We start from the raw sequence: 25,451 nt of genomic DNA on the forward strand, positions 1-25,451 counted from the left end.
AGCCTCTTTGTGACAAGGTCCGGACGTATGCGCGCTAAGCTGTTTGAAGAGCATAATGCTAAAAAGAGTGCCTTCTGGCTGTTTATGATTACGCTGATGTTTTGTTTCGTTGGCGGTCATCTGCGCATTCCCCACGACTTATCCCTGTTCTGGCCGGTAAACGTGTTTATTGCCGGTATGATGCTGCGTTATCCCTTCCTTCACCGAACCCGTTTTTATCTTATTTGCTTTAGTGCGATGGTATTTAACGATACGGTCTTTTCGGGCTGGACGTTACCGGCATTTACGCTCAATGTCGCCAATATTCTGTTTATCCTGATATGCGTAATAGTGATGGGAAAACAGTATCAGCATGATTCCAGCAGTGAACGCATCTCGAATGCCTTACGGATCTTCCCCGCCTGCCTGCTGGCGGCGTTCGGTTGCGCCACCTGGGGCGCACTGGCACAGGTAGGCAGTGTCAATGCCGCGTTCGCCGATGCCTGGATGAACTGGTTCAGCGAACAGTTTTCGACCGGCTTAATGCTGTTGCCGTTTCTGTTGACCCCAAACTGGCGTGTGATGTTCTCAGGGCTACGGGTAAAGGTGGGGACGATTCTGCCGCTTATCGCCGTGGGGCTGTCCTTAACGACGGGGGCCTTAATGGGCGGCGCAGGCAGCCTGACGCTGCCGGTGCCGGCGTTAATCTGGTGCGCCATTGTCTTGCCCATCCCGCTCACCAGCCTGGTGACACTGATAACCGGCATCAGCCAGATCATTTTGGTTTCCCATGGCGTCATGCATATCCAGGGCGATTCAAGCCTGCTGCCCATCAGTCATCTGACGTCAGCGCGACTGGGCGTGGCTACGCTTGCCATCAGTCCTCTGATTGTGGCGGTCAGCGTGGATGCTATCCGTCAGCTCAATGAGCGGCTGGCTCTGCGCGCCGATTACGATTTTCTTACCCAGTTATTATCACGCTCCGGCCTGTATGAAAGACTGCGTAACGAGCCCAGCTATGCGCAACGTCAGGTCGGCGTGATCCTGCTGGATGTGGATTACTTTAAATCAGTCAACGACAATTTCGGCCATGATGCGGGCGACAGCGTGCTGGAAGAGATTGCCCGCCGCATTTCGCCGCTGGTTGGCAGCAAAGGGCACATTTGCCGTTTTGGCGGAGAAGAATTTGTGGTGGTGCAGTTCGATCTGTCTCCAGAGAAAATCTATTCGCTGGCGGAGGGGATTCGGCAGAGCATTGTCCGCGAGAAATTTGTGCTGCAGGGCAATGCCGTCACGGTCACGGTGAGCCTGGGCCTGGCAAACGGCGAAGCCCAACCGGGTACGGCCTGGGCTGAGACGATTAACAACCTGATCTCCGCAGCCGACAAAAATCTCTATATTTCCAAGCGAAATGGCCGCAATCAGACATCGCCGGGCAAAGCCCATAATGAAATGACCAGCGACGTTGCCTGAGCAGGTCGCTGGACGCACATTAATGAATACTGGTTTTCAGCAGGGCGCTCTGTCGATGGCGTGCGATAGCCAGTTCAATCAGTCGGGTAATCAGGTCCTGATAGCTCAGGCCCGCCGCCTGCCACAGTTTGGGATACATGCTGATATTGGTGAAACCGGGTAGTGTATTCACTTCGTTGATCACGATTTCGCCTTCCTCGGTATAAAACACGTCGACACGCGCCATGCCAAAGCATTCCAGTGTGGTAAATGCCTTAATCGCAACCTGGCGAATCGCCGCATCGACGTCCGGTGGGATGGCGGCAGGAATCACCGTTTGTGCGCCGGTTTCGCTGATGTACTTTGTGTCGTAGGAATAGAAGCCTTCTTTCACCACCACTTCGCCACATGGGCTGGCCTGTGGCTCTTCGTTACCCAGCACCGCACATTCGATCTCCCGGCCTTTAATGGCTTTTTCAATCAGGGCCTTACGATCGAACGTGAACGCCATTTCCAGCGCGGGCAGGAGCGCTGCGGCATGGGTCACTTTACTTACGCCCACCGAGGAGCCCTGATTGGCAGGCTTAACAAACAACGGCAGGCCGAAGCGGGCGATGACGGCTTCGGTGTCCAGTTGGTTCAGCTGTGAAGACGTGACGCTCAGCCAGGGGGCAACCTGCAAGCCGGCATCGCGTAACAGGCGCTTGGTGAAATCCTTGTCCATGCTGACCGCCGACCCCAGCACATCCGACCCGACAAAGGGCAGCGACGCCATGCGCAGTAACCCCTGCAGCGCGCCATCTTCGCCTTGCGTACCGTGAACCACCGGAAAAATGACATCCAGCTGTAACAGGGAATGCGCATCGTTACGGGCAATGAGTGGCTGCTCAGGTTCGCCGGGAATCAGGGCAATCTGTTTTGCCGTGCAATTGAGGGCAATCAGTGACGGATTTTCTGCATTGAGCAGGAAGCTGGAGGCGTCATTGAGGTGCCATTGCCCTTGTTTGTCGATACCCAATAGCACGACCTCAAACCGTGTCTTATCAATGGCATCAACGATATTTTTTGCTGACTGCAACGACACTTCATGTTCTGAAGATTTCCCGCCAAAGACGATGCCAACCCGCTGTTTTTTCATCAAAGGTATCCACATAAACGCAAATCACTACCATAGCATGCGCATTGTCATAAAAAACAGCCGGATGAACGAGAGCGCCTTCTGTTGTGCTTCGTGATCAGCACGCCGGGCGAGGTCTGAGAGAAAAGAGGAGACACGCGCTTCAGAACGCTTGCGACGCTTCATTACCTCGCAAGGAGTAGCGCCTGAATTTCCTTCAGCGTACTCCTCAACACGGGGTTAACGAACTGACGCATATTCAAGAAAGAATCTGCCATCGAATAACTGGCTGATTTTGTTTAAGGCAAAATAATTAACTACTCTTATAGCGGTATTGCGTGCGGGGCCACTATGATTGATGCCAGCTCAGATGACGCCTCAACACGGTGAGAATCTGCACACAGGTAAAAAAGTGTCGCTTGCTGCCTGCGGATGAATACTGCCACTCATTCAGTACTGTAGAGAACAAAAGTGACGTTTATTCTGCCCTTTGTCTGGCTGATTAGCGTTTACTATCTGCATAATTTATTCTCAGCACATCCCGTTATGTATCGCAGAAAAATCCATCTTCGAACGTTACTCACCGCGTTATCGATAGGAAGTGTCATTGTGACTTCCGGCTTGCTGCTGGGCGCGCTGTTTCTTTTTCAAAAAAGTAATATTGAAGAGTCGCTGCTGGACAGCAATATTGCCTATGCCCGTAAGCTGGCCGACACCACCGATCATTATCTTGCCATTGCCCAACGTGAACTGGCCTGGAGCGCCGGTCAGATCGCTGACCTGAATAACGTTCAGCTGTTACATCGCGAAACTACGCGCCTGTTACAACAGTCAGGTTTTTTCAACTCGGTAGTCGTGCTGGATAACCATTCCATTATCGCCTCCATCTCGCCTGAAAGCCTGTCTCTGCTGGGTGTTAAGGTGGACACCGCTGAAACGGAACAGGCGAGTAAGCTACAAAAACCGTTTATTTCTTCGCCTTTTATCTCACCCTCGGGCAACTATGTGGTCTTTATCTCGCATCCCCTGTTTGCGCATGACGGTCATTATCTCGGCTTTATTGGGGGAACGATTTACCTGAAAAAACAGAGTATGTTGAGTGACATCCTGAGCCAGCATTATTACGGTGATGGCACATCGGTCAGTATTGTCAGTGATGATGGCACGATTATTTTCAGTCAGGATCCGACGCGTGTCGGGACGCGCATGGCGTTAAGTCAGCCGTTACAGAAACGCCTGGCGGCCACGATGAGCGGCCAGTTTATGATTCAGGACGCGGGCAAAAAGTACCTTATCGGTTACGCCAGCCTGCAAAAAACGGACTGGAATATCTTTATGTCCGGTACCTCAGAAACGGTAAATGGCCTGATGATGCATACGGCCAGAAATGCCTTCTGGTTTATTCTGATCATCATCGTCCTGACTGCAACCTGCATGGCCTTTCTGGCGTCCCGCATCTCTTATCCGCTGGAAAAACTGGCAGGCATGGTGCGTGACGGGGGAAGTGAGGCCAGCCCGGATCCGCTGTCATCCGTTAACACCTGGTACAACGAAGCTGACAGATTAAGAGAAGCGGTTCAGCATCACCGGCGTGCGGTCGCAGGGCATGTTGCGGACCTGAACGATAAAGCCATGACCGATCCGCTGACCGGATTAAATAACCGTCGCGGTTTCTATGCACAGGCGGCTCAGCACCGCGAGGAGCCTGTGCAGAGTGCGATTGCCATCGATATCGATCACTTTAAAATCATCAACGATCGCTATGGACACGATGCTGGCGACAAAGTCCTGGTGAGCCTGGCGGGTTTGTTAAGAAAGCGCTGCCGTACGCTGGATGTAATCAGCCGGTTCGGCGGCGAAGAGTTTGTGCTGCTGCTGCCGGGCACCTCTATGGGCGACGCGGCCGCAATGGCAGAACGCATCCGTGAGGCCGTCAGTCATACGGTGTTCCCGTTTATCAACAGCATGACGGTTTCCCTCGGCGTCGCTACCTTAAACGGTTTGGGCGACGACGCCTCACTGCTCAGGCGGGCAGATGAAGCGTTGTACGCGGCAAAAGACGAAGGCCGTAACTGCGTCATGGTGAACCATGAGGGGAACATTTCTCGCTATTCTGCCAGGTAACGCCGTGGGCGTGAACCCAACGGCGTCTTAACACATTTCGCGGAGTTTCCAGTGCAGCCAGTGGTCCAGTTCGCTGTCTGCCAGGGGACGGGAATAGAAAAAACCCTGGGCCTGATCGCAGCCATATTCCGTTAACGCTTCCACGGTATCGACACATTCCACGCCTTCGGCCAGTACCACATAATCCAGCTCTTTCAGCATGGTAATAATATTACGAGCAATAATGCGTGAGGCCATATCGGATGAAAGCTCACTAATTAGCGAACGGTCCAGCTTGATCACATCCAGCGGCATCCGGCGCAGATAACTGATATTGCTGTAGCCGGTACCAAAATCATCAAGAGAAATGCCAAAGCCGCGCAGTTTCAGCATCTCAAGCCCCCGCATGGACGAGGGGCTCTCAACAATGCGCTCCGTTTCCAGACACTCGATTCCCAGCAGGGAGGTGGGGAGTTTTGCCTTAAGCATTTTCTCTTCCAGACTATCCGCAAAACCGTCAAGCGAGAAATCGCGCTCACTCACATTAATCGTAACAGGCAACTGGATACAGCTGTTGCGCAGGCGCTTCAGGCGGGCGATAACGTTGTCAATCACCCATGATGTCAGGGCAGTAAGGGTTTCGGTCTGCTCAGCAAGCGGGATGAAAGTGGCCGGTGAGAGTTCGCCTCGTTCAGGATGATGCCATCGAATCAGGGCTTCAAGCCCGATGGGTTTACCGCTTTGCAGGCAAATTTTAGGCTGATAAACCAGATAAAGGCCCACATCTTCGCGCAGCGCGCGCGCCAGATCGTTGATTAACGTGAAATCCTGCGTACGTCTGATATCCGTGGCTTCACTAAAGCGTAAAGAGGGTAAACCGCGCCCAATGGCCTCGTGCAAGGCGCTGACCGCCTGGCGCAGGGTTTCATGGGGCGGGAAAATACCGGAGACGAAATCGACCTCGCCGGTGTGGGTGCTGAGCCCCACTGACAGGCCTTCACCCAGGTCGGCGCTGATGCCTTCCATCTGACAGGCGACCCAGTGCGCACTGATGCGGCTGTCCGCACGCGTCAGCACCGCAAAACGCCCGGTGGCAACAGTATAAATAATGTCACTGGCCGCAGGACGCAGCCGAAGGGGCAAAAGGGTAGCGACATCCTTGAGCAGGCTTTCAACGGGCCCCATGCCCATCGACCGGGCCAGTTCATAGGCGCGCGGCATATCAATACAGTCAATCAGGACCAGGCGGCGTAAGGTTGTGTCGCCTGCTGCCGATAAATAATGCATGTCACGAATCAGGCGCTGGCGGTTGGGCAGCCCGGTCACCGGGTCGACAAAGCCCGCAGAATGCCAGGCCTCCAGAAACGACATCACTAATGATGACAGTAACTGAAGCGTCGTAATTTGTGAGGCGCTGAAGGGGTGCGGTTGAACATCCGTGACGCACAGCGTACCCAGGTTTATGCCATCACGGTTTTTCAGTGGGACGCCCGCATAGAACCGAATAAAGGGCGCCCCAACGATCAGGGGATGGGCCGCAAAGCGGCTGTCGAGATAGGTATCAGGCACGACGACGGCGGTATCACCATCTACCGCATAGCGACAAAGTGAATCCTCCCGGGATGAACGTTCCAGCTTAAAATTGTGTGAGGCACGTACATACTGAAACTCATCATCAATGATAGAAATAAAACTGCCGGGAATGTTCAGTGCCTGACTGGCCAGTCTGACAAATTTTCTCAGTATGTCATCCCGACTTTCATCAGGATGACGAAGTGCCTCAAGGGCACGGATGCGGCGTTCAGGATCGCCGTCGAGACTCATAAGCATGTGTGTCCTCCGCTCCGTACTGATAACGGCGCGAAATTAAAAAGAAAAAGTGTCGGATAGAAGCACCGCAACGCTGGCCAAAGGGCGCGAAAGGAAAAACAGGAAATAATTTTATTTTCACTAAATAATAGGCGTGTTCTGGGTTTATGTCTCTTTTTATTTTCTTTAATAAATTTCTTAGTTATGAACGATGCACACATTTAATCAATTTTTACGTTTTATTTTTTCATTAACACTGCCACAATTATTTTTATAAAGAGTAGCGCGCTATTGTTTTGCCCGCAACTATTAGGCATGAATATTTTTATTGACGTTTTTACACAGCCACACCGGGGAAATACTATGAATATTCTAAAAAATTTTACGATAAGACGTGTCGTCTTATGGATACTCATTATCGCCGTGATCGTCATTGCGCTTGCGGGTGCCTATGGTTCGGTGATTCTCAAAGACATTAATCGGGAAGTTACACGCAGTAACAGCCTGACAGAGCAGCTTATTTTCCTCAATCGTGCCAGTTTGCAGATGCAGGAGAATGCGACAGCGAATCGTGCTGCGCTGGTGGCAGACGTGCCTGCGGGTGATGAGTGGCAGCGCTACCGTGCCGCGCTGACCAGCGCGCCACAGGATTATCCTGCGGCTGCGCAGGAAAGACTCCGTGCTCTGACGCAGCAGATTTCCAGCAATAACGCGCCGCTGAGCGTAGAGCATCAGAGACTGGTAGAACTCTTTTTAATTACGTTGGCTGCGGTCACGGGGCTGCTTTTCTTTTGTGACCGCTATCTGGTTGTCCATCTTGTTCGCCCCGTAGCAAAACTGCGTAATCACTTCCGCATCATTGCTGACGGCGATCTGACCCAGGAACCCGAAGATCTTGGTCGGAATTGTGTCGGGCAAATGGTGCCGTTACTTAAAGAAATGCAACAAAGTTTGCTGAAGACTGTTCTGGCGATTCGCGACAATGCATCCGTGTTACGGGATGAGGCCAGCGATATCGCTAAAGGCAATGCCGATCTGTCGAACAGGACGGCAACTCAGGCAGCCGCGCTGGAAGAAACGGCGGCCAGCATGGAGCAGTTAACCGCGACCGTGCGCTATAACGCAGAAAACAGCCGTGAAGCGCGCGCGCTGTCAGGCATCACTGCGCAAACCACTCAGCAGGGCGAACAACTGGTGAAAACGGTGGTTGGCGCGATGGAAGGCCTGTCTGTGGGCGCAGAAAAAATACGTCAGTTTACGGCTACCATTAATGGTATTGCGTTCCAGACCAATATTCTGGCGCTCAATGCCGCCGTCGAGGCGGCGCGCGCCGGAGAGCAGGGGCGCGGTTTTGCTGTAGTGGCCAGCGAAGTACGCTCTCTGGCGCAACGCAGTGCCGAAGCGGCGAAAGAGATTGAAGGATTAATTGCGGATACGGTCGCCGGTATCAGTCAAGGACGTGATGCGGCCAACACGGCGGGCAGCACGATGGAAGAGGTGTTACGTAACGTCGGCAGCGTGAACGACCTGATTGGTCAGATTGCTCTGGCTTCCGAAGAACAGAGTAAAGGTATTTCTCAGGTCACACTCGCCGTAGCGGAAATTGACCGGGTTACGCAGCAAAACAGCAGTCTGGTGCAGACTATCTCAGCCTCTGCGGAAAGCATGAGCAGCCAGACTGAGACACTGACCAGCGTCATTACACGGTTTACACTGCCCGTGACAACCTCGTCTGTTGTCCGTTCAGCCAGCCATAAGGCCACGCAACCTCTTCGTCCTTCGGTCTCTGTGGCGACAAAAGATGATGCGGCCTGGATTGCGTTTGGTAAATAAAGATATATAAGCCAGCCGGTGGTCTGTTTTTCAATTGAAAATAACCACTGTGGTTTTCATGCCCCCGCCTTATGGCGGGGGAATTTATTGTTGAACGCCCTGTTTTAAATTTATATTTCCTTACATCTTACGTTACGAAATAAACTCAAATTATTGGTTTTTTTAAAAGTCATGCCGTTTCGCTTAAGGGAAAGTGATATAAGTTGATCAAAGCATAGATTCGGGCCCATAAAATTCCTGCCAGAACGGCCTTCCCTCGATTGACATTTCCCCTGTTAAGATTAAGTATTCTTATGAAATGTGTGCTGCGGCGGTGGCTGATGACCGTGTGAGAGAACCGATACGGGCTGCGCTAAGGCACTGTTACCCTAAGTCAACAACAGGGAGCCTGGTTTGGGAAATTCAATCGTCCGACGGCCCGTGCCCGTCCAGAATAACGTCCGGGAGCTGCGTATTGCGGCAGGTCTGTCACAGGAGGGCGCAGCCGAACGCTTTGATCTCAGCTTACGCGCCTGGCAGACAAAAGAAGCCACGGCGAAAGTCGCGTTACTGAGTCAGGGCGAGTATGAATTGCTGCTGCTGTTAGCAGGCAAGCATCCCTATTATGAACTGGTGCCACAGTCCAAAAAATAGCGATTTTTACCGTTTTACACAGATAAGCAGCCTCAGACTATGAAGTTCATCTCTGTGAGGACGATAACAGTAAAAACGGGGTCGAAGTTAAAGGCGATCCCGTGATCAGAGCAGATGACTGAGATTGGGATTTTTGCTGTACAGGCGGGCCTTTGTTGCGGTTTCAGGTTGGCAGATAACGTTTACCTGGTTCTGTCTGATTGCAGGCGTCCTCTTTTTACTGTGAGATGCCCGGCCACAGTATACGACCTCAGGAGGACATACTCTGAAGCACTCAACCGAAAACGGCGCTGAAGAAGCGCGCTTGCGTGCGCTGGCCCAGTATCACCTGATGGACACGCCGCCGAATGAAGCGTTCGATCGCCTGACGATTCTGGCCGCGCGACTGTTTAGCGTGCCGGTGGCGTTTGTGTCGCTGATTGATGAAAAACGCCAGTTTTTCAAGTCTCGCTATGGTCTGCAGATTACTGAAACCTCGCGGAGCGTGGCGTTCTGCCATCATACGCTTGAGAGTGACTCGATTCTTTGTGTGCCTGACGCGCTCAACGATCCCCGCTTCTGTAACAGCCCGCTGGTGCTGGGTTATCCCTATATTCGATTCTATGCTGGCGTCCCGCTGATTACGCCCGACGGGCACAGAATTGGGACATTATGTCTGACCGACAATCATCCCCGCCCTGCAATGAGCCCAACGGATCGTCAGAACCTGACCGATCTGGCTGCGCTGGTGATGGACCGCATGGAGGTTCATCGTATGGAGGTGCTGCGCCATGCCAGTCAGCAGCGGCTTGAAGCCATATCGGTCACCTCGCCTGATGCCATTATTTGTACCGATCTGAATCGCGGGATTACATTCTGGAACCCTGCCGCGACCAACATGTTTGGCTATGACGCCAGCGAAATGATGGGAAAATATGTCGCCGGACTGATCCCGGAACGCTGCCAGACCGACTACCGCAACGAACTTGATCGGCTTGAGCATGACGATGACGCGATCGCAGTCCCTCATACTCTGCAGATTTGGGGGAAACGCTGCAACGGTGAAGAGTTTCCGGCAGAAGTTTCTTTCTCGGGCTGGCGCGAAGGGGAGGAACGCTATGTTGGCATGATTATCCGTGATGTTACGCTGCGTTATGAAAGCGAGGCGCGACTGTGTGAGCTGGCGTCACTGGATATGCTGACGCGTCTTGCCAGCCGCAGTGCGTTTATGACCCAACTCAGTAAGCTGACGGAATCCGGCGTACCTTATACCTTGCTGATGACGGATTTAGACAGTTTTAAGGAGGTGAACGATACACTAGGCCATGCCGCAGGCGATGCCTTGCTGTGCCATGTGGCTGAGCAGATTCGCGCGGTTTGTACCCATGCGATTGCGGCAGCCCGACTTGGCGGCGATGAGTTTATTGTCCTGCTACCCAATGGTTGCGATGAGGCCATGGGGATAGCGCACATACTCACTGCGGCCATCCAGATGCCATTTGATTACATGGGATCGGTGCTGACGGTGGGGGCCAGCACCGGTGTGGCCTGTTTTCCTTTACATGGCACCGACACGTCATCGGTCATGTCAGCCGCCGATTTAGCGCTGTATCGCGCCAAAGCGCGCGGGAAAGGCCAGTCTGTTCTCTTTCAGCCTGAATTTCGTGAGGCGGAACAGGGACGACGCCGTTTTGAGCGTGAACTGGAAGCTGCGGTACGTCAGCATCAGTTCGTTCTGCATTACCAGCCGCGTTTTAATGGGGCCGATGGGACATTGATCGGCTGCGAAGCACTGGTGCGCTGGATGCATCCCGCGCGTGGCATCCTTTTTCCCGCTGAGTTTATTGATATGCTGATTAAAAGTCCGCTGTCAGTCAAACTTGGGGAGTGGATCATTCAGTCCGCTGTCAGTCAAATTAAGCAGTGGCGGCGTCAACACGCTGCCTTGCGTGTCAGTATTAATCTGTTCCCACGTCAGTTGCTGGAAACGGGCCTGGCCGATGTTATCCGTCACTGTGCCGGGGAAGATGCAGGCTTTATCGAACTGGAAATCGATGAACCGCTGCTTACCGACGCCGATGAGACAAAATTACAGGTTCTGGATGCGGTTAAAAATACGGGGGCGTTATTTATCATCGACCATTTTGGTCGCAGCCTGGCCTCGCTCAGCCTGTTGCAGCATCGCTGTGTTGCCGGTCTCAAGATAGATAAATCGCTGACGGGCCAACTTGAGCAGAGCAACAAAGCCCGACTGCTGTTTAACGCGATTGCTTCGTTAGGCAAAAATATGGGCATCACGGTCGCGGCTGAAGGCATTGAGAACCGTGCACAGCATGAATTCATTTGTGCTGCGGCATGTGACATTTTACAGGGCAAACAGATGGGGGCACCCGTCAGCGCGCCTCGCTTCGAAAAGCTTTATGTTACGCCGCTCAATTGCCCCCAACCCTGATTTGCTGTTCTTCTGGCGTTAACGCTCAGGGTCCTGAGCGTTAACGAAGATGACGCTGTCCTGACCGATGAGGCAGAAAAAACGGCACCGCGAGGGTGCCGAAATGAGCAACGTTTGTCAGGACAATCATTGTGATAATCAACTCACACTAAGATTAACGGCCCTGTGCAAGGAAGATTGAGCGAACCGATGACACGTTTGTGAAAACGTGACGCGACGCAGGTTTTAAGCGGTCTGAGGGCATTTATCCGCAAAAAAAGAGAGAGGCATTTCAGGTATAGAGAAAATTTGTTTGATCCCGGGTGGCGACAATCCAAAGCGTGAACTAGTGTAATAACGCTGTTTGGAAGTCATTTAGGATTTCCCTGAGAACTCCGGCCCGGACCTTTAACGAGGTTCGGGCATTTTTTTGCACTTTAAACAGCGCCTTGCCTCTCTGTTACACGTTCAACGCGTCAGGGAAGGCCGTAAATCTGCCTGCAGGCCAGCGCTGACGGAAGCCCGTTTTCTGTGCATAACGACAGAAGACAGAGTAAGAGAAGGAAGGGCATTAACGTCAGCGTGGTAATGGTGAGTCGAGAGGCAGGTAAGCAGGCGCGTGTAACGTTTATTGCCTGAAGAGCAGCGTCAGAAGTTCACGATAATGTGACGCATCGTCCTCATTCGTTGCCGTTTCAAGACAACCAATCAGCTTCAGACAGATGATGCGTCGACTCACAGGCTTATTTTCCCGAAGAATTTCGACTGCGATCCTGCCAAGTGTTTCAAGTTGATATGGGTGATCAATCTGGCTGAAATAATGGGCCAGATTGCTGGTTTTTCCTGAGGGCGGCAAACCGTCCTGGCGCATAGTGTTCCTTGAAGCTGAGTAGGAATATTTGTGCGCAAGTTAACCGATCCTGGGGGCCGCTGTACAGCAGTATTACCGATTGCTGGCGAAAGAAAGGTTGCCAGCCGTCTGGCTTAGATCTGGCAGGGTAAAGCGGCGATATGTAAGGCGGGCACTGGCGCTTCAGAGCTGGCTGACAGCGGCGACTGGCTTCCCATTGTGCGTGAATATTTCAGTCTGTGATAAGAGCATAAACGCCGCTAAATGAACAGGCACAGGCATGGCGCACGTTAATAATAACGTTTTAGTGCGAAGCATTACCGAAGAGAATAACATTATCATTAGCAGGGTTTTATTCATGGGGCGTAAACAGTCGCCAGGAAGTATAACCATCAGCGCCACAACAAAAAATATTAATACTGCTCTTACAAAATGCTGAACGATAATATCTCGACGTTGACGGATATCTGTCTTTACGTGCCTTTGAAAATACACGCATAACGCCGGGCCAGGCCTGGCAAGGCCTGCAGGTGTTGTCAGGCGTACTGTAGATATATTCAGAATAGTCTTTATCAGACAGCATTCAGGCCAGGAATTTAATAAATTTATTGCAATTCATTAAGTTAAAACAGGCATTTCAAAAGTATCATTTTTATCACTTCAGGCTACTATTCTTTCGGCAGAAAAAGGCTTTTGTCATCTGTTTGATTATTACTAGAATGTGAAAAACAATAGTGATTAATTGCCCGATTGAGGAACGTAAAGTGTTATTTCACGACGATGAGAAAAGTCATGTCATTCTTGGCGAAGCGGTGGTCAATCTTGCCCTTGGTGAGAAAGAAATTAGTATTGATACACTCATTGCGGAGCTCAATATGATGGCCGAGTCAGAAACCTGTGATAACAGATTAGCCGACATTTTTTCGGCGCGACGCTGGCTAAAGCAGTTCAGACCTTCACCCGTCAGGAGGGATTCCGGCCTGCGCTGGTTAATGACAGCCAGTCAGGAAGGAAAAACAGATGAAAATGTTATTCGTCTTAATCCGGAAGAGGATGACGACCGTGCATAGCCAAACGTTGGCAAGTTAGTCAAGAAAAGGTAATCAATGACCTCTCTGCCTCTGCTTTACCGCCTCGCCTCTGCCCTGTGGTGTAATCGCAACGCTGTAAGACGGTTAGCGATCTGATACTTACGCAAGTGACTGTTAAGTATGATATAGCACTTTATGCACAATAACCCTGCCAGCCAGTTAAGAGAATTCCTGTACAATTTTCCAGATGTTGTATAAGTTTAGTGAACATTGCGTTGACTAACGTTTATACTATTTCTCATTTGGGAGATTCATGATGCGTCAGAACGAAAATACGTCCAATACGGTTCACGATATTGCCCGTTACTTTGGCAACGACACGCTCCCTTCCGAAAAAGCGACGCTGGGTCAGGTCATCGTGGAAATCCTTCATGCAGGCAAAAGCCTTAACCGTAAGGCCATTTGTAGCGCGCTGATTCGTCGACTGAGTCAGTCGGCCAGTCCGCTTGAAGAGCAACATTATCAGAAACTGATCAGTATGCTTTTTGACCGCTGAAAGCTGCGACTCACACGTGCATTCACGTCCCGCAGCAGTAATCTGATTGGTCAAATAAGCAGGTCACCAGAGGCCTGAGCATTTGAGGCTGGTTTGCCCGGTTACAGGGGCACAATGTCATCAGGAATGCGGGTATGCAAAAAGATAAACAAGAGAAACTTATTGAAATTGTCATGGGCGAGGCGATTACCGCGTTGCTTGACAGCAATGACACCATCAGTGGTGCGACACTGGCAAACAGACTTAAGATCATGCTCCGGGATGAAACTCACGACGAGCGGCACGAGGCTATTGAAATGGCGCTCACGGAAGTTCGCAACGAGTTTGCCTCCGCACGTGACCCGATTGATGCCACCGTACTGGCATTTGGTCAGAGCATTCCGGACAACAGTCGTAAGCACTAAGTCTGGGCGGCCTTCAGGGCGATGCATGCAGGGTAAAAACGCAGCGGTTGCTGGTATGCACGCAGGATTGCAGCACTGAACAGTCAGTATGACGTCACTTACCTTCACAGATACAGATTAAGAAGATCATCATGCCGAATACTATCGACATTGAGCAAAACACGACAGAAGCAGAAATACTGCATCTCTTTCGCCGTGCGGGTGACACACTTCAGGCTGAAAATGCAGTGCTGGATGCGGTGATTCGTGACATCGTCATTCAGGGACAAAAGGTGACCAGTAAGGCCATCATCATACGTCTGATTGCCGAACTGGAATGCACGGAAGATAGCAATGAGTTGGCCGTGTTACGCCATTGCCTGGAAATTGTTGTGGGGCGAACATCCTCCAGGGACGATGCGTAAGATACAGCCTGCGCGGTCTCGCTGAATCTGTCATGGAATAAAAGCGCATCGCCCTGTACTGATAAAGCGGTATCGGTGCCACCGCTAGTCCGGTGCTTCATCATCTTAATGAAACTGTCGGGAAAGCAGGCGTATCGCTTCCTGACACGCTTTCTTTTCAAGCTGCTCTGTGCTCTGTTCACTGTAATTATGCAGTGAACTGACAATATCCTGAAGATGGAGCTCGCCATCGGGTTTAAGCAAACGCGCAACTATCGTACCAATAATGGTATAGATGTCTTGCATGGCGGTGTCATCACTCATTCGACCTCCGTCAGCGAAAACGTGCCTTTATTAATCAGCGCGTCGGTTATGTGAATACCTTTCAAGGCGCTTACTCGTGCAAAGCGTTTTTCAGAAAATGGGGTAAGCCGCTGCCTGGCAGCGACTTAATGAAGGTGATGGATACTGAGATCACCGAGTTCTGTCGTTTGCGATTCAGCCGGACGAGAAATCATCTCCGCACGTATTTCTTCAATGGCCCGCAATGCTGCGCGAATGCGTACCTCATCACTTTCGGTATCCAGAAGCTGTTGCAGCCGCTCAAGGAGAAGGCGCCAGGAAATTGCCGCATCCTCATTCAGTAGCTGCGTCACCATCTCTCCGATGATGATGTCCGTCATTTTTTCGTCAAAAACGTTATTCATATACTCCCCGGAAGGCGGTTCTGAGACCGAAAGATTAGCACAGGTTTTTCCAGTGGGGGTTTGCTCAGCATCAAAATGAGACTGCACGGATGTGCAGGCGGCACTGCAATGGCACCGAAAACCTTTACTGGCTTTTTTTTGCGGGCAACAGAATAAGTTTCTTTGAGCAATCATTCAATTGCACATTGACGTATTTTTCATCTTTGCCAAAGAAAGAGCCCGGGCAGTGCCGGGCTCTGGCGGTCATGCTGCTGCATCGCCGGTTAACTGAGCAGGCGGTCAGGCTGTACGAAACACAGAAACCATGTCGCGCAAATCACTGGCCCGTTTTGCCAGTTCATCTGCGGATGACGCCGACTGCTCAACCAGTACTGCATTTTGCTGTGTCACCTGATCCATCTGGTTAACGGCAATATTAATCTGGCTTACGCCGCTGCTCTGCTCTTCAGACGATGATGAGATATCGCGAATCAGCTGAGAGGTTTGCTCTATGGCCTCTACGCTCTGCTTAACTTTGCTGCCCGCATCCTGCGCCAGCGTTAAGCCTTCATTCGACTGAACGACAGATTGCTCTATGAGACCTTTAATCTCTTTCGCGGCACCGGCTGAGCGCTGCGCCAGTGCGCGCACTTCGGCCGCTACTACGGCAAATCCTTTACCCAGTTCGCCGGCGCGAGCCGCTTCAACGGCGGCGTTAAGCGCCAGTATATTGGTCTGAAAGGCGATGCTGTCAATGACGGTGGTGATTTCCTCAATCTGGCTTGAGCTGCCACGAATCTTCTGCATTGTCGCCATGACAGCGTTCATCGCATCACCACTCATTAAGGCCGCATTAGTCGCCGATACGGCCATATCGGAGGCGTAACGTGTGTTATCGGCATTCTGTTTAATAATGGACGACAGTTGCTCCATACTGGCGGCGGTTTCAGCCAGCGAGGCGGCCTGTTCCTCCGTACGCGATGAGAGGTCGTTATTACCCATCGCAATTTCTTCCGACGAGTTGGCAATGGTTGACGCGTTATTTTTAATACTGGTCACTAACAGCGAAAGACGTAGCTGCATCTGCGCCAGGGCATTCAGCAGTTCGGCGATCTCATTATTGCCCGAGACCGTTATTACGGTGGTTAGATCACCCGCTGCAACTTTACTGGCCACTGCCACCGCCTCTTTTACAGGGCGCGTGACCGAACGACTAATCATAAACGCCACAAAGACTGCTATGAGTGCTAACACCAGTAATGCGGCCAGCAGGATATATTGCGAATGACGACGTTGATCGATTTGATCGTTGAGCGTGATTGCCAGTTGCTGGCTGAGTTTGGTGCCAAGATCGTTATAGGCGTTAATCGCCTGGGTAAAGGCTTTTACGTAGTCCAGAGGCGTAATCTGCACGGTTTTCGTGATAAAGACGTTCTCCGCCATCTTAAGCACGCTGGCCGAACGTTGATAGGCGTCCTGCGCCTGCGCGGCAAAGTCAGTTTTCAGTCCTGGCTCCACGGTAAAGGCTTTATTCAGTACATTACTGAATTTCTCCAGTGCATTTCGGCCGCCTTCAAGTTGATATTCCATGGCGCCACGATAGGATTCGTCAGCTTTATCCCCCGCCGCAATGATGGACGTACCACTTGCCCGGATGCGCCCGAGCGTTTCGGTCAGCTCTGGCAGGCGGCCATAAATACTCATGATAAGTTGATAAGTATTCAGGTCGGCATCTAAAGAGAGACTATACAAATCAAGAATGTCTTGATTCGTGTCCAGCAGGTTTTGAATGAGTTGGGCATGATGCGTCAGGCTGCTCGACAGCGTTAACTTCCCCGTTAACACGTCCTGTTGTAGCTGTGACCATGCGGTCTGAACATTTAAAAAACGCTGAGTGGGTTGTGCGCTGGCATCATATTGACGCAATTCAGAGGCTATTTTTTCATACATTGCATCGATCTGAGAAGCCAGCGCTACGCGTGGCGCGTTATCCAGCTTATTTTGGGAAATAGCGATGGCACTTTCCGCACGATGGCGCTGTATCAGGTTAAGTAATGTCAGGATATCTTTTTCGATCGGTACGCCCTGTAACTCTTGTGTTTTTACGTTAATCGCTTCATTACCCGTCTGAATAAATAGATAGGTAGGTAATATAAATAAAACCAGAGCAAAAATACCGAGGATAAGAAATTTTGTCGGCAGGCCGAGTTTGTCGAGAATGTTTTTCATTACTTGCGGTCCAGGTGGAGTGGTGTCTTTTGATAAAATCATCAAAATATAATTATGTTATGTTTTTACTGTAATAGAATGGAAATTTTTCGCTTATTATCAACGATCTGTTTGATTTAACGGCAGGGCGAGGCCCATTTTTCACAGTGAAAGACAGTATAGAGTGCATTCTTCTGTTTATCATGTAAAAGATTCACTAAATTTTCTTTTCAGTGTGGCTAAGCCAAATTATTTTTCTTTTTTAATTTTTATCTAATCATAAATAGGTATATATGGGATGCTTGTTATAAAAAAGCAGCCTCGCTCCCAAAGAATGAAAAAAAATTAAAGTTATCCTGAGGGGTGACGATAATGGCGGTCCTTATTTTTTTAGCCAACAATAAAGTCTTCCAGGGGCTTTTACCGGGTAATATTCTGGTCAGATAATTAAAGTCATATGACTTACGATGAGTATCGCCACGTGCTCAGGACCGGTTAAACATACATTCCGCTTACTCCCGCAAGACGCTTTCGAAGCTGAGGGTTGTGTTGCAATCCCTGTGACGCGTTTTGTGTCGCTGCGTGCGTCATCGCCTGCGTGTTTTCCTGCGCTTAAGCACTGTTTACAGTGAAGAAGTGGTGCACGCTCTGACGCCGCAGCGGCAAACGGTGAGTGTTCCCTGTTAACCAAGATTGAATATTTTTTTCTTATCGCCAGAAAGTAACCAATACAATGTTTTATTCTCTTTTTCTAAATGAAATTCTTCTCGTTTAGTTTAAGATTTAATATTCGTCAAATTATTTTTATTTTTATTAAAAATTCATAATTATCAATGGGTTGTTATTTTTTTATTGCGGGCTTATTAATTTTTACTGTGGATTTTACTTTTTTAACCGATACCTGTTTTTCACCATAAGCAGGGAGTCCATAATGAAAATTTCAACGCGCCTGACGATGAGTTTTGGCCTTTTAATTACGCTGTTTATTATCTGTACCTCAGTGGCCTATACCGGTATGAATAATGCCCGTAACGGCATGGATGAAGCCATAAATGTCAAAATGAAGAAATACCGTGTGGGGATGGACATGTACGGTGGGTTACGTGACATGGCCGTCATTGTGCGTAACCTTGCCCTGATTACGGATCCCGACCAAATGCAGCGAGAGTGGCAACGTATTGTCACGCAAAAAGCGAGCTATATAGAGAACCGTGAGCGTCTGGCTGCAATGGTTGCCAGAGATTCAACGCCAAAGGCCAGAGAGGCCTTTGATAAGATAGTAAGTAGCGAGGGCCCGGTGCTGGCGGCGCTGGAACATGCCGGCCAGCTTGGCTTACAAAACAAGCAGCAGGACGCGACGTCTTATCTGATAAAAACGGTTCGGCCATTGCAAGGGCAATTACTTGAGTCGCTGAAAGAGATGACCAGGCTGCAAATGGAAGACAGTGAAAAGTCCGTTGAAATCACCAGTCAAAATGTGCGCCGGGCCACGCTGATTCTGTTGATTCTTGCCTCTCTGTCGGTGGTCGTTTCCGTCGCAGCGGGGTATATGATTATACGCGTGCTGATGCGTCAGCTCGGTGGTGAACCTGCTCAGGCGCAGGCATTATCTGCGGCGATTGCCGGCGGCAATTTAACCGCACCGGTCACCTTGCGTGCCAACGATTCAACCAGTCTGCTTGCTTCTCTGGCGAATATGCAGTCCAGTTTGCGGCGTCTGGTTAGCCAAATCAAAGAGACCGCCGGCTCCGTCGCCTCGGCATCCGATGAAATCGCTCAGGGCAATACTGAGCTGTCATCACGTACTGAACAGCAGGCTGCCGCCCTACAGGAAACGGCGGCCAGTATGGAACAGCTCACCGCCACGGTGAAGAGCAATACGGCCAGTGCACAACATACGGCTACCGTTGCCCGCGAGGCTGCAACCCTGGCGCGCAGCGGCGAGTCCGAAGTCCAGCGCATGTCTCATACCATGAATGACATCGCCCTGAGCGCGACAAAAGTACGCGACATCACAGGCGTGATTGAAAGTATTGCGTTTCAGACCAATATCCTGGCGTTAAATGCGGCGGTTGAGGCAGCGCGGGCGGGCGAGGGTGGGCGCGGTTTTGCCGTCGTCGCTGGCGAGGTCAGAATCCTGGCACAGCGTAGCGCCACTGCCGCAAAAGAGATCAAAGAACTGATCGAACATGCGGTGGAACAGGTGGATAGCGGCGTTCATGTCGCCGCCGGGACCGGAGAAAGTATTCTGAAGGTCGTGGGCATGGTCAATGCACTGGCGGGCGCGATGGATGAAATATCAATGGCTTCGTCAGAGCAGATGCAGGGGATCTCGCAGGTCAGCGTTGCCGTCAGTCAGATGGATGGGGTCACCCAGAATAACGCGGCGCTGGTTGAAGAATCCTCATCCGCCTCGCACTCCCTGTCAGAGCAGGCGCACGCCTTACGCGGCATGGTTGAAGCATTTCAGGTTTGATCGCTTAGCAGGGGCGGTAACGCCCCTTTTTTATATCACAGAGTCTGGCTTCCCCAGCCTCACGACAGGACATCCCCGCGTCGCCAGGCAATCAGGCCTGTCACTGAATGGTCAGAACAACCCGGCCAATCAGTTTGATGTCATCAATCCCACAATCAAAGGCCACGCCAATCCCGCTGACGTGGACTTTCCTGACCGGAATACGCGTCAGCGTTCTGACGCTGGCTGTGCCTTCGATTTCGACCAACCAGACGCCGCCATGCATATCTTCGAAGTCAGTATCGATGATGTATTGCGTGGTTTCGGCCAACAGTAAAAAAGCGTTGCGCGGTTCCTGCTTCAGGGGCGCATATAAGGCTTTATCCAGCATCACATAACCCGCATCCTCGATTTTTCCGCTGATTAGTTTTTTTCTAATCAGTGTCGGTGTGTCAGGTTTGCTTTCTGAGAACTTACTTCCTTTACCCGTAATCAACCATTGCAAGTCCGCCCCCGTTTCCATAACGCACTGCAAAACGATATCTGACGGAAAAACATCACGTTTATAGCGTGCAGACAGGCTGCTTGCGGCAATTCCAAGGTGATCTGCAAGCTGCATTTTCATGGTAAAGCCATAGGCATCGACAACGCGATCCAGAGCTTCAGCGCTCGAGTTCGGAAATTTGAAATTAGTATAAACGCTCATTTTCATTGACACTTAGATTTAGTCTAAGTATCCTCCGGTTTTAGTTAGCCTTTGATTGATGCAGCAGCAGGCGGCTTTATCAGATAACGAAAGATTTTGCCTGATGAGGCCCATTTTTACAATCGTCATGCCGGAACCTTATCGCGTCGCTCACCTGTCTGCGTGTAACGGTCAGCACCGGTGAGATAAGGCAACACGGGCGATTGTGTCGGTAAGCGCCGCGATTGCACGCAAGATGTGAGTGAAAGTGGTTTAACGCCTTGTCGTGCTGACACTGAGGCCAGTTTTATTACCGTTTCGCTTAATGCTTAACAAAAGCCAGCGATGAGACAGGCGCGAATCCGTCATCAGGTACAGACACCATGATGTCAGTGACGGTGGCGACTGGTCAGTCAAACCCGATGCAAACTTTATCAGAGGAAAACAATGAGTCGCACCGTCCAGATAAAAAGCCCGCTATCCGCTTCGCATGCTGAAGCGCGTTTTGACAACGGCAGCAGCGAAAAGATGACCTTTGATGAATTTCGTCAGCGCTGGCGTTTGCTGCGCGACAGCAACCGTAACCCTGCGCTGCGGTACTTCAATCACCAAAATGACGATTTCAAATTCTGTGTTTTAACGCTGGTCAATCGTGACTGGCCCGGCAGTTTCAGGCAGGAAGATATTGGCAAACCTTTCGAGTGTTTCGATCAGTTACGTCGTGAACGCATCATCATGGCGATGAACAAGCTGGCGCGCTGGGGAAAGATATTGCCGCGACAGTTCTCAACGGCGGACTGCTTTTTGCCTGAATAAACCACCTAATCGTAACGCAATGACGTAAACCCGTCGGGCATGACTTTGCCCAAAATCTGGAGAGAAATGATGAACAACGAAACCCATTCACTGAATGACGCCACTACCTTTACCCTTAACAAACTGCTTGATAACGAAAGAAAAGCCTGCGCACTGGCGGTCGCCAGACGGCTGAATGTTATGGCGGCGCATATTACGCGTCAGACATTAAACGGCATTGAGGCTGCGGAACTGCTGCGCAACGAAGCTGAACGTTATGAAAACGAATCAGGAGCGCTGCGCTGATGGCCGATACCATTGATGTCGCGCAGCAGCGCAGCGAAGAAATCCTGGCGCACAATATTGCCCAGGTCACGCAACGGCCCGTGGCAATCAGCGCTTCGTTTTGTGAAGAGTGTGATGCACCGATTCCCGAGGCGCGCCGTCGCGCCGTTCAGGGTGTCACCCGCTGCCTGTCCTGTCAGGAAGTCTGCGAGTTACGCACACGTCTTCACCACGGACAGGCGCGATGATGACTTTTGCTTACCCCTGGAATGCCCCCCGGCTGGCGATTGCCAGCCCGTATCCCACTTATGACCAGCAGCAACACCGCGATCGCCTGATTGCGGCGTGGCTGCATGGGCAGAAAACCCTTAATGCCCAGGCCAGGATGGTGCAACTGGACGTCCGGCGTCGCATGGCGTTACTTGAAAAGCAACAGGGCACAGCCCGGGCTAATGCGTACTTAGCAAAAACCTTTGTTGAGCGTACATTACCGCGTGTTGAGTCAGTCAACCAGCGCTACCAGTTGCATGCCATGCGTCCCGGCATCGTGGCGCAGCTATCCCGAACGCTGTCGTGCCCGCAAGGTGCAGCCAGAGCGGCCGGCACATTGTGGGAACTGATGAAGCGGTTTAACCGCCTGCCGGATATGTCCCGTGCTGATGTTGATTTACTCGCGGGCGATATTGCCAGCTTTATTCATGCAGAACTGGTGCAGTTGCATGCCAGCATCAGTGAGAGGGCGGATTACCGTTATGTCCATCACCTCTACACAACCGCGGCTATCATCACCCGTGAACTGGGACAAACACCACCGCTCTGGGAAACGGTCAGTACTCGCTTCTTCTGTCCCGACGATGTTACCGCCGCCATCCTGCGTATGCAGGCAGAGAAATGGTGGAAAGGACAGTTGCGTCGTCTCAGCGCCTTCTGGCGAGAACATCTGCATATTGCCTTAGCCAACGTCAGCAAAAAGCGGTCACCTTATGCCAGCCCGATGGCGGTCGCGGAATGGCGGGAACAGCGTCGACGCACTCGTGACTTCCTGCAGAGTATGGATCTGGAAGATGAGGAGGGGAACCGCATCAGCCTGATCGAAAAATATGACGGCAGTGTGGCCAATCCAGCCATTCGTCGTGCGGAACTCATGACACGCATTCGTGGCTTTGAAACCCTTTGTCAAAATATGGGCTTCCGGGCGGAGTTTTATACTTTAACCGCCCCCTCTCGCTATCACGCCACCTTGCAAACGGGCCACCGCAATGCGAAATGGAACGGGGCCAGCCCGGCGGACACGCAGCGCTATCTTTGCACGCTCTGGCAGCGAGTCCGTGCCAAACTGCATCGAAATAACATCAGTATTTTTGGTCTGCGCGTTGCTGAGCCTCATCACGATGGTACACCGCACTGGCATATGTTGATGTTTATGCGCCCTGAGGACGTCAGTCGGGTAAGTGAGATCCTGCGTGATTATGCCTGCCAGCAGGACAGCGATGAGCTGAACAGCGCCCGCGCACGCAAAGCGCGTTTTCATGCGGAAGCCATTGACCCAGCAAAAGGCAGCGCGACAGGCTATATCGCTAAATACGTAGCAAAAAACATTGATGGTTATGCGCTCGAAGGCGAGCGGGATCATGAAAGCGGAAAGCCGCTGAAGGAAACGGCGATGGCCGTCTCGGCCTGGGCGGCCCGCTGGCGCATCCGCCAGTTTCAGTTTATCGGCGGTGCTCCCGTCACGGTTTATCGCGAACTGCGCCGCCTGGCTGATCTGCAAAGCGCTCATGGTGCGGGCGAGGCGTTTGCTGCCGTACATGCTGCGGCTGATGCCGGTCAATGGGCTGCGTACACCGATGCGCAGGGCGGCCCCTTCGTTAAACGTGACGCACTTACCGTGCGTGTCTGGTATCAGCCCGATGAAAATTGTAATGCCTTTGGCGAGGAAACGCAGTCGATTAAAGGTGTTTATGCCACGGCGACAGGGCCCGGCGTGCCCGTGTTGACCCGGCTGAAAACATGGAAAGTTGTGCCTAAACGCGCTGAAGAAGAGGGCGGCCAAAAACCGCAGCCGGCGTTGCGGTCTTGGAGTTCTGTTAATAACTGTACGCATATGCCAGCAATGCCTTTTAATAATTGCCACGGCAGCGGGATTTACACTATCGAATGCCGAAAATTTCAGCAAAAAGGTTTAGATAATGATGAATACTCTTCGTTTTACAGGCTATTCCTGTCCGAGTACTTAACGGGCTTTGAAAAAGCCAGACCGACATTGTTGCCGTATGAAAATAAAGTAGAACTCTCACGAATATCGAAAAGGACTGACTGCTTTTAAATCCTTGCAGCCGAGCCAAGAGATAAAAATTTACATTTATCTTAGCGTGACGTGCTGTTTAGGTATTGCTGAGTAAACGGTATACGATTGCTGTTGAGTCCACGTGACATGAAACTGGATGGGCAATAAGGTATCTCTTTAAATTATCGAAATGTATTTGGGGACTTAACGTTTTTTTTAGTGGGACAGCATCGTGACACCAGAACACGGATGAATTTCCGTATCTTCAAGAGTACTGCTGGTTAATTTTTCGTCTTTTCAAGTCATGTTTATCCAAATGGAATGTATTCAACCGGTACTGGATTTTCTCAATTACATTGTTTTCAGGAGTAAGAATTATGAACGCAAAGAAAACGTTGGTCGCTTTTACTGCTTTTATAGCGCTGTCAAGTCAGGCAGCAACAAGCATTAATATCAATGCACTACAAAACTGCATCACATCGCCTCCGGGAACCGCTGCTGCTGGTAAACCGGCACAGTTCCAGATGCAAAAAGGGACTTATGATGTCTCAATCACGAATAACAATATGAGCTGTTCCAGTAATGATCTGGGCGGTGGCTGCGCTATTGATACTGTTCTGCTTCAGGGGGGCTTAGGATATTCAACTAATCGGTGGGGGCAAAGCATTACATCGACACCGGTTCGCGTTTACGTTGATGTAACCTCAACAATAATTGCCTGGGTTTCTGACGATGGTTGTTACAATAACACGGGGCAAGCTACGCTTGTAATAAATAAAATTCAGTAGCTCTTCCATCAGGCCGCCTCCATCTGATGACTTAATAAAGCCTGAAAGGTGAGCCGGTCTTTTGATTAAATATGCAAGATTATAAAATTTTTGTAGTATGCATAAAGAATGCAGGCGGAGAATGTTCGGATGGAATTTTTGACTGGGGAATTAAATTACATGGCAGTATCGTTAAAAGAATTATTCGTTTTTAGCTGCCGAGGATGAAACGTATTGATAGATGATTATAGGGGGAATTAAAAGCCATCATGTTGCTGCAGATTAAGGTTTTAAATAATTGAGCCATACTACTTATCATAATTTCAACTCATTCATTCAAATAAGTAACTGGCAACAACGCTATGTCAGGTATTGGATATCGAGCATGCCAGGATAGCGAAGGGAACGCTGAACATCTTTTCAGTAGGTTTTCCCTCCCGCTTTCACCCTTCGCAGAAGTGCACTGGTGGATGGTTGCGCTGTAGGGGGTATCGCTTACCCATCTCCTTTTGTAAGGACGGCTTTATGGCAATCTTGCCTTTAGACGCATCCGCTCAAAAGTGTGTCTGCATTTATGGCTGGTAGCGCTCTGTGTGGAAGAGCATACATGAAATGCTTTCAAATCCGGACGAAACACACGCCACGTTTTTGGCATCATTTAGAGGAAAATCTATTGATTTTTCTTACGCTTCTGCAGGTCAGTGCTGAAGGTTTGTCTTAAGG

Annotated in this window: 22 protein-coding genes; 15 read left to right on the forward strand and 7 right to left on the reverse strand. The window is 50.8% G+C overall.

The genetic code is table 11. The features are described 5' to 3' along the window. Positions 1-27 precede the first annotated feature (27 nt). Positions 28-1,452: a GGDEF domain-containing protein gene (locus GC087_RS03150; protein WP_039341922.1), complete on the forward strand. Its 1,425-nt coding sequence runs from the start codon at positions 28-30 to the stop codon at positions 1,450-1,452. 19 nt (positions 1,453-1,471) lie between these two features. Here GC087_RS03150 and ddlA read toward each other — a convergent pair whose 3' ends face one another. Then, the gene (gene ddlA, locus GC087_RS03155) at positions 1,472-2,569 is read right to left on the reverse strand and encodes a D-alanine--D-alanine ligase (protein ID WP_058702154.1); all 1,098 of its coding nucleotides are present in this window, start codon (positions 2,567-2,569) and stop codon (positions 1,472-1,474) included. Between the two features lie 525 nt (positions 2,570-3,094). Here ddlA and GC087_RS03160 point away from each other — a divergent pair. Further along, positions 3,095-4,672, forward strand: a complete 1,578-nt coding sequence (locus tag GC087_RS03160; protein ID WP_324030566.1) for a sensor domain-containing diguanylate cyclase — start codon at positions 3,095-3,097, stop codon at positions 4,670-4,672. Between the two features lie 27 nt (positions 4,673-4,699). Here GC087_RS03160 and GC087_RS03165 read toward each other — a convergent pair whose 3' ends face one another. After that, on the reverse strand, positions 4,700-6,481 hold the full coding sequence (locus tag GC087_RS03165) for a GGDEF and EAL domain-containing protein (protein ID WP_006118233.1): 1,782 nt from the start codon (positions 6,479-6,481) through the stop codon (positions 4,700-4,702). 342 nt (positions 6,482-6,823) lie between these two features. Between GC087_RS03165 and GC087_RS03170 the strand changes: the two genes are divergently transcribed. The 3 genes from GC087_RS03170 (at position 6,824) to GC087_RS03180 (ending at position 11,357) form a co-directional block, all read left to right on the forward strand. Further along, complete coding sequence (locus GC087_RS03170; RefSeq protein ID WP_058702155.1) at positions 6,824-8,293, forward strand: methyl-accepting chemotaxis protein; 1,470 nt, start codon at positions 6,824-6,826, stop codon at positions 8,291-8,293. Positions 8,294-8,686: 393 nt separating this feature from the next. Next, on the forward strand, positions 8,687-8,926 hold the full coding sequence (locus GC087_RS03175) for a hypothetical protein (RefSeq protein ID WP_033739962.1): 240 nt from the start codon (positions 8,687-8,689) through the stop codon (positions 8,924-8,926). A 331-nt stretch (positions 8,927-9,257) separates the two neighbouring features. Next, positions 9,258-11,357: a sensor domain-containing phosphodiesterase gene (locus tag GC087_RS03180; protein WP_324030567.1), complete on the forward strand. Its 2,100-nt coding sequence runs from the start codon at positions 9,258-9,260 to the stop codon at positions 11,355-11,357. Between the two features lie 607 nt (positions 11,358-11,964). Here GC087_RS03180 and GC087_RS03185 read toward each other — a convergent pair. Next, on the reverse strand, positions 11,965-12,207 hold the full coding sequence (locus tag GC087_RS03185; protein WP_058702157.1) for a biofilm development regulator YmgB/AriR family protein: 243 nt from the start codon (positions 12,205-12,207) through the stop codon (positions 11,965-11,967). Between the two features lie 743 nt (positions 12,208-12,950). On the opposite strand from GC087_RS03185, the gene GC087_RS03190 reads away from it, so the two are divergent. From GC087_RS03190 to GC087_RS03205, 4 genes are all read left to right on the forward strand, one after another. After that, complete coding sequence (locus GC087_RS03190) at positions 12,951-13,256, forward strand: hypothetical protein (RefSeq protein ID WP_033739956.1); 306 nt, start codon at positions 12,951-12,953, stop codon at positions 13,254-13,256. A 277-nt stretch (positions 13,257-13,533) separates the two neighbouring features. Continuing rightward, positions 13,534-13,773: a regulatory protein YcgZ gene (gene ycgZ, locus GC087_RS03195; RefSeq protein WP_033739954.1), complete on the forward strand. Its 240-nt coding sequence runs from the start codon at positions 13,534-13,536 to the stop codon at positions 13,771-13,773. Positions 13,774-13,907: 134 nt separating this feature from the next. Continuing rightward, entirely contained in the window at positions 13,908-14,177 is a 270-nt protein-coding gene (locus tag GC087_RS03200) for a hypothetical protein (protein WP_033739952.1), read from the forward strand. 131 nt (positions 14,178-14,308) lie between these two features. Then, positions 14,309-14,581 (forward strand): biofilm development regulator YmgB/AriR family protein, encoded by a 273-nt coding sequence (locus GC087_RS03205; protein WP_058702158.1) that lies wholly within the window; start codon positions 14,309-14,311, stop codon positions 14,579-14,581. 105 nt (positions 14,582-14,686) lie between these two features. Here GC087_RS03205 and GC087_RS03210 read toward each other — a convergent pair whose 3' ends face one another. From GC087_RS03210 to GC087_RS03220, 3 genes are all read right to left on the reverse strand, one after another. Beyond that, entirely contained in the window at positions 14,687-14,884 is a 198-nt protein-coding gene (locus tag GC087_RS03210) for a hypothetical protein (protein WP_033739941.1), read from the reverse strand. A 125-nt stretch (positions 14,885-15,009) separates the two neighbouring features. After that, positions 15,010-15,267 carry a hypothetical protein gene (locus GC087_RS03215; protein WP_033739939.1) on the reverse strand — a complete coding sequence of 86 codons (258 nt, stop codon included), beginning with the start codon at positions 15,265-15,267 and terminating at the stop codon, positions 15,010-15,012. A 279-nt stretch (positions 15,268-15,546) separates the two neighbouring features. Continuing rightward, a complete protein-coding gene (locus tag GC087_RS03220) occupies positions 15,547-17,475 on the reverse strand; it encodes a methyl-accepting chemotaxis protein (RefSeq protein ID WP_058702159.1) in 1,929 nt (642 codons plus the stop codon). Between the two features lie 910 nt (positions 17,476-18,385). On the opposite strand from GC087_RS03220, the gene GC087_RS03225 reads away from it, so the two are divergent. Continuing rightward, positions 18,386-19,930 (forward strand): methyl-accepting chemotaxis protein, encoded by a 1,545-nt coding sequence (locus GC087_RS03225; RefSeq protein WP_324029593.1) that lies wholly within the window; start codon positions 18,386-18,388, stop codon positions 19,928-19,930. 100 nt (positions 19,931-20,030) lie between these two features. Here the strand turns inward: GC087_RS03225 and GC087_RS03230 are convergent, their stop codons facing one another. Next, positions 20,031-20,615 (reverse strand): phage repressor protein CI, encoded by a 585-nt coding sequence (locus GC087_RS03230; protein ID WP_324029595.1) that lies wholly within the window; start codon positions 20,613-20,615, stop codon positions 20,031-20,033. Between the two features lie 426 nt (positions 20,616-21,041). Here GC087_RS03230 and GC087_RS03235 point away from each other — a divergent pair, with 426 nt between their 5' ends. The 5 genes from GC087_RS03235 (at position 21,042) to GC087_RS03255 (ending at position 24,749) form a co-directional block, all read left to right on the forward strand. Then, positions 21,042-21,410: a hypothetical protein gene (locus tag GC087_RS03235; RefSeq protein WP_033739936.1), complete on the forward strand. Its 369-nt coding sequence runs from the start codon at positions 21,042-21,044 to the stop codon at positions 21,408-21,410. A gap of 66 nt (positions 21,411-21,476) precedes the next feature. Continuing rightward, on the forward strand, positions 21,477-21,695 hold the full coding sequence (locus GC087_RS03240) for a DUF2732 family protein (RefSeq protein WP_282498225.1): 219 nt from the start codon (positions 21,477-21,479) through the stop codon (positions 21,693-21,695). Further along, a complete protein-coding gene (locus GC087_RS03245; RefSeq protein WP_006118222.1) occupies positions 21,695-21,922 on the forward strand; it encodes a TraR/DksA C4-type zinc finger protein in 228 nt (75 codons plus the stop codon). The genes GC087_RS03240 and GC087_RS03245 overlap by 1 nt, the downstream gene beginning before the upstream one ends. Continuing rightward, positions 21,919-24,000, forward strand: coding sequence for a replication endonuclease (locus GC087_RS03250; RefSeq protein WP_324029596.1), 2,082 nt, complete (start codon positions 21,919-21,921; stop codon positions 23,998-24,000). The genes GC087_RS03245 and GC087_RS03250 overlap by 4 nt, the downstream gene beginning before the upstream one ends. 338 nt (positions 24,001-24,338) lie before the next feature. Next, positions 24,339-24,749, forward strand: a complete 411-nt coding sequence (locus GC087_RS03255) for a hypothetical protein (protein WP_033739934.1) — start codon at positions 24,339-24,341, stop codon at positions 24,747-24,749. The last annotated feature ends 702 nt before the right edge of the window (positions 24,750-25,451 follow it).

Source organism: Pantoea sp. JZ2 (genome assembly GCF_035191405.1).
Classification (GTDB): Bacteria; Pseudomonadota; Gammaproteobacteria; order Enterobacterales; family Enterobacteriaceae; genus Pantoea; species Pantoea stewartii.

Coding starts and splice junctions, on each gene's coding strand:
- GC087_RS03185 (WP_058702157.1), bottom strand. CDS start 12,207: ATGCGCCAGGACGGTTTGCCGCCCTCAGGAAAAACCAGCAATCTGGCC.
- GC087_RS03240 (WP_282498225.1), top strand. CDS start 21,477: ATGATGAACAACGAAACCCATTCACTGAATGACGCCACTACCTTTACC.
- ddlA (WP_058702154.1), bottom strand. CDS start 2,569: ATGAAAAAACAGCGGGTTGGCATCGTCTTTGGCGGGAAATCTTCAGAA.
- GC087_RS03180 (WP_324030567.1), top strand. CDS start 9,258: ATGGACACGCCGCCGAATGAAGCGTTCGATCGCCTGACGATTCTGGCC.
- GC087_RS03200 (WP_033739952.1), top strand. CDS start 13,908: ATGCAAAAAGATAAACAAGAGAAACTTATTGAAATTGTCATGGGCGAG.
- GC087_RS03250 (WP_324029596.1), top strand. CDS start 21,919: ATGATGACTTTTGCTTACCCCTGGAATGCCCCCCGGCTGGCGATTGCC.
- GC087_RS03215 (WP_033739939.1), bottom strand. CDS start 15,267: ATGAATAACGTTTTTGACGAAAAAATGACGGACATCATCATCGGAGAG.
- GC087_RS03220 (WP_058702159.1), bottom strand. CDS start 17,475: ATGAAAAACATTCTCGACAAACTCGGCCTGCCGACAAAATTTCTTATC.
- GC087_RS03255 (WP_033739934.1), top strand. CDS start 24,339: ATGAACGCAAAGAAAACGTTGGTCGCTTTTACTGCTTTTATAGCGCTG.
- GC087_RS03165 (WP_006118233.1), bottom strand. CDS start 6,481: ATGCTTATGAGTCTCGACGGCGATCCTGAACGCCGCATCCGTGCCCTT.
- ycgZ (WP_033739954.1), top strand. CDS start 13,534: ATGCGTCAGAACGAAAATACGTCCAATACGGTTCACGATATTGCCCGT.
- GC087_RS03230 (WP_324029595.1), bottom strand. CDS start 20,615: ATGAGCGTTTATACTAATTTCAAATTTCCGAACTCGAGCGCTGAAGCT.
- GC087_RS03235 (WP_033739936.1), top strand. CDS start 21,042: ATGAGTCGCACCGTCCAGATAAAAAGCCCGCTATCCGCTTCGCATGCT.
- GC087_RS03210 (WP_033739941.1), bottom strand. CDS start 14,884: ATGAGTGATGACACCGCCATGCAAGACATCTATACCATTATTGGTACG.
- GC087_RS03225 (WP_324029593.1), top strand. CDS start 18,386: ATGAAAATTTCAACGCGCCTGACGATGAGTTTTGGCCTTTTAATTACG.
- GC087_RS03160 (WP_324030566.1), top strand. CDS start 3,095: ATGTATCGCAGAAAAATCCATCTTCGAACGTTACTCACCGCGTTATCG.
- GC087_RS03150 (WP_039341922.1), top strand. CDS start 28: ATGCGCGCTAAGCTGTTTGAAGAGCATAATGCTAAAAAGAGTGCCTTC.
- GC087_RS03245 (WP_006118222.1), top strand. CDS start 21,695: ATGGCCGATACCATTGATGTCGCGCAGCAGCGCAGCGAAGAAATCCTG.
- GC087_RS03205 (WP_058702158.1), top strand. CDS start 14,309: ATGCCGAATACTATCGACATTGAGCAAAACACGACAGAAGCAGAAATA.
- GC087_RS03170 (WP_058702155.1), top strand. CDS start 6,824: ATGAATATTCTAAAAAATTTTACGATAAGACGTGTCGTCTTATGGATA.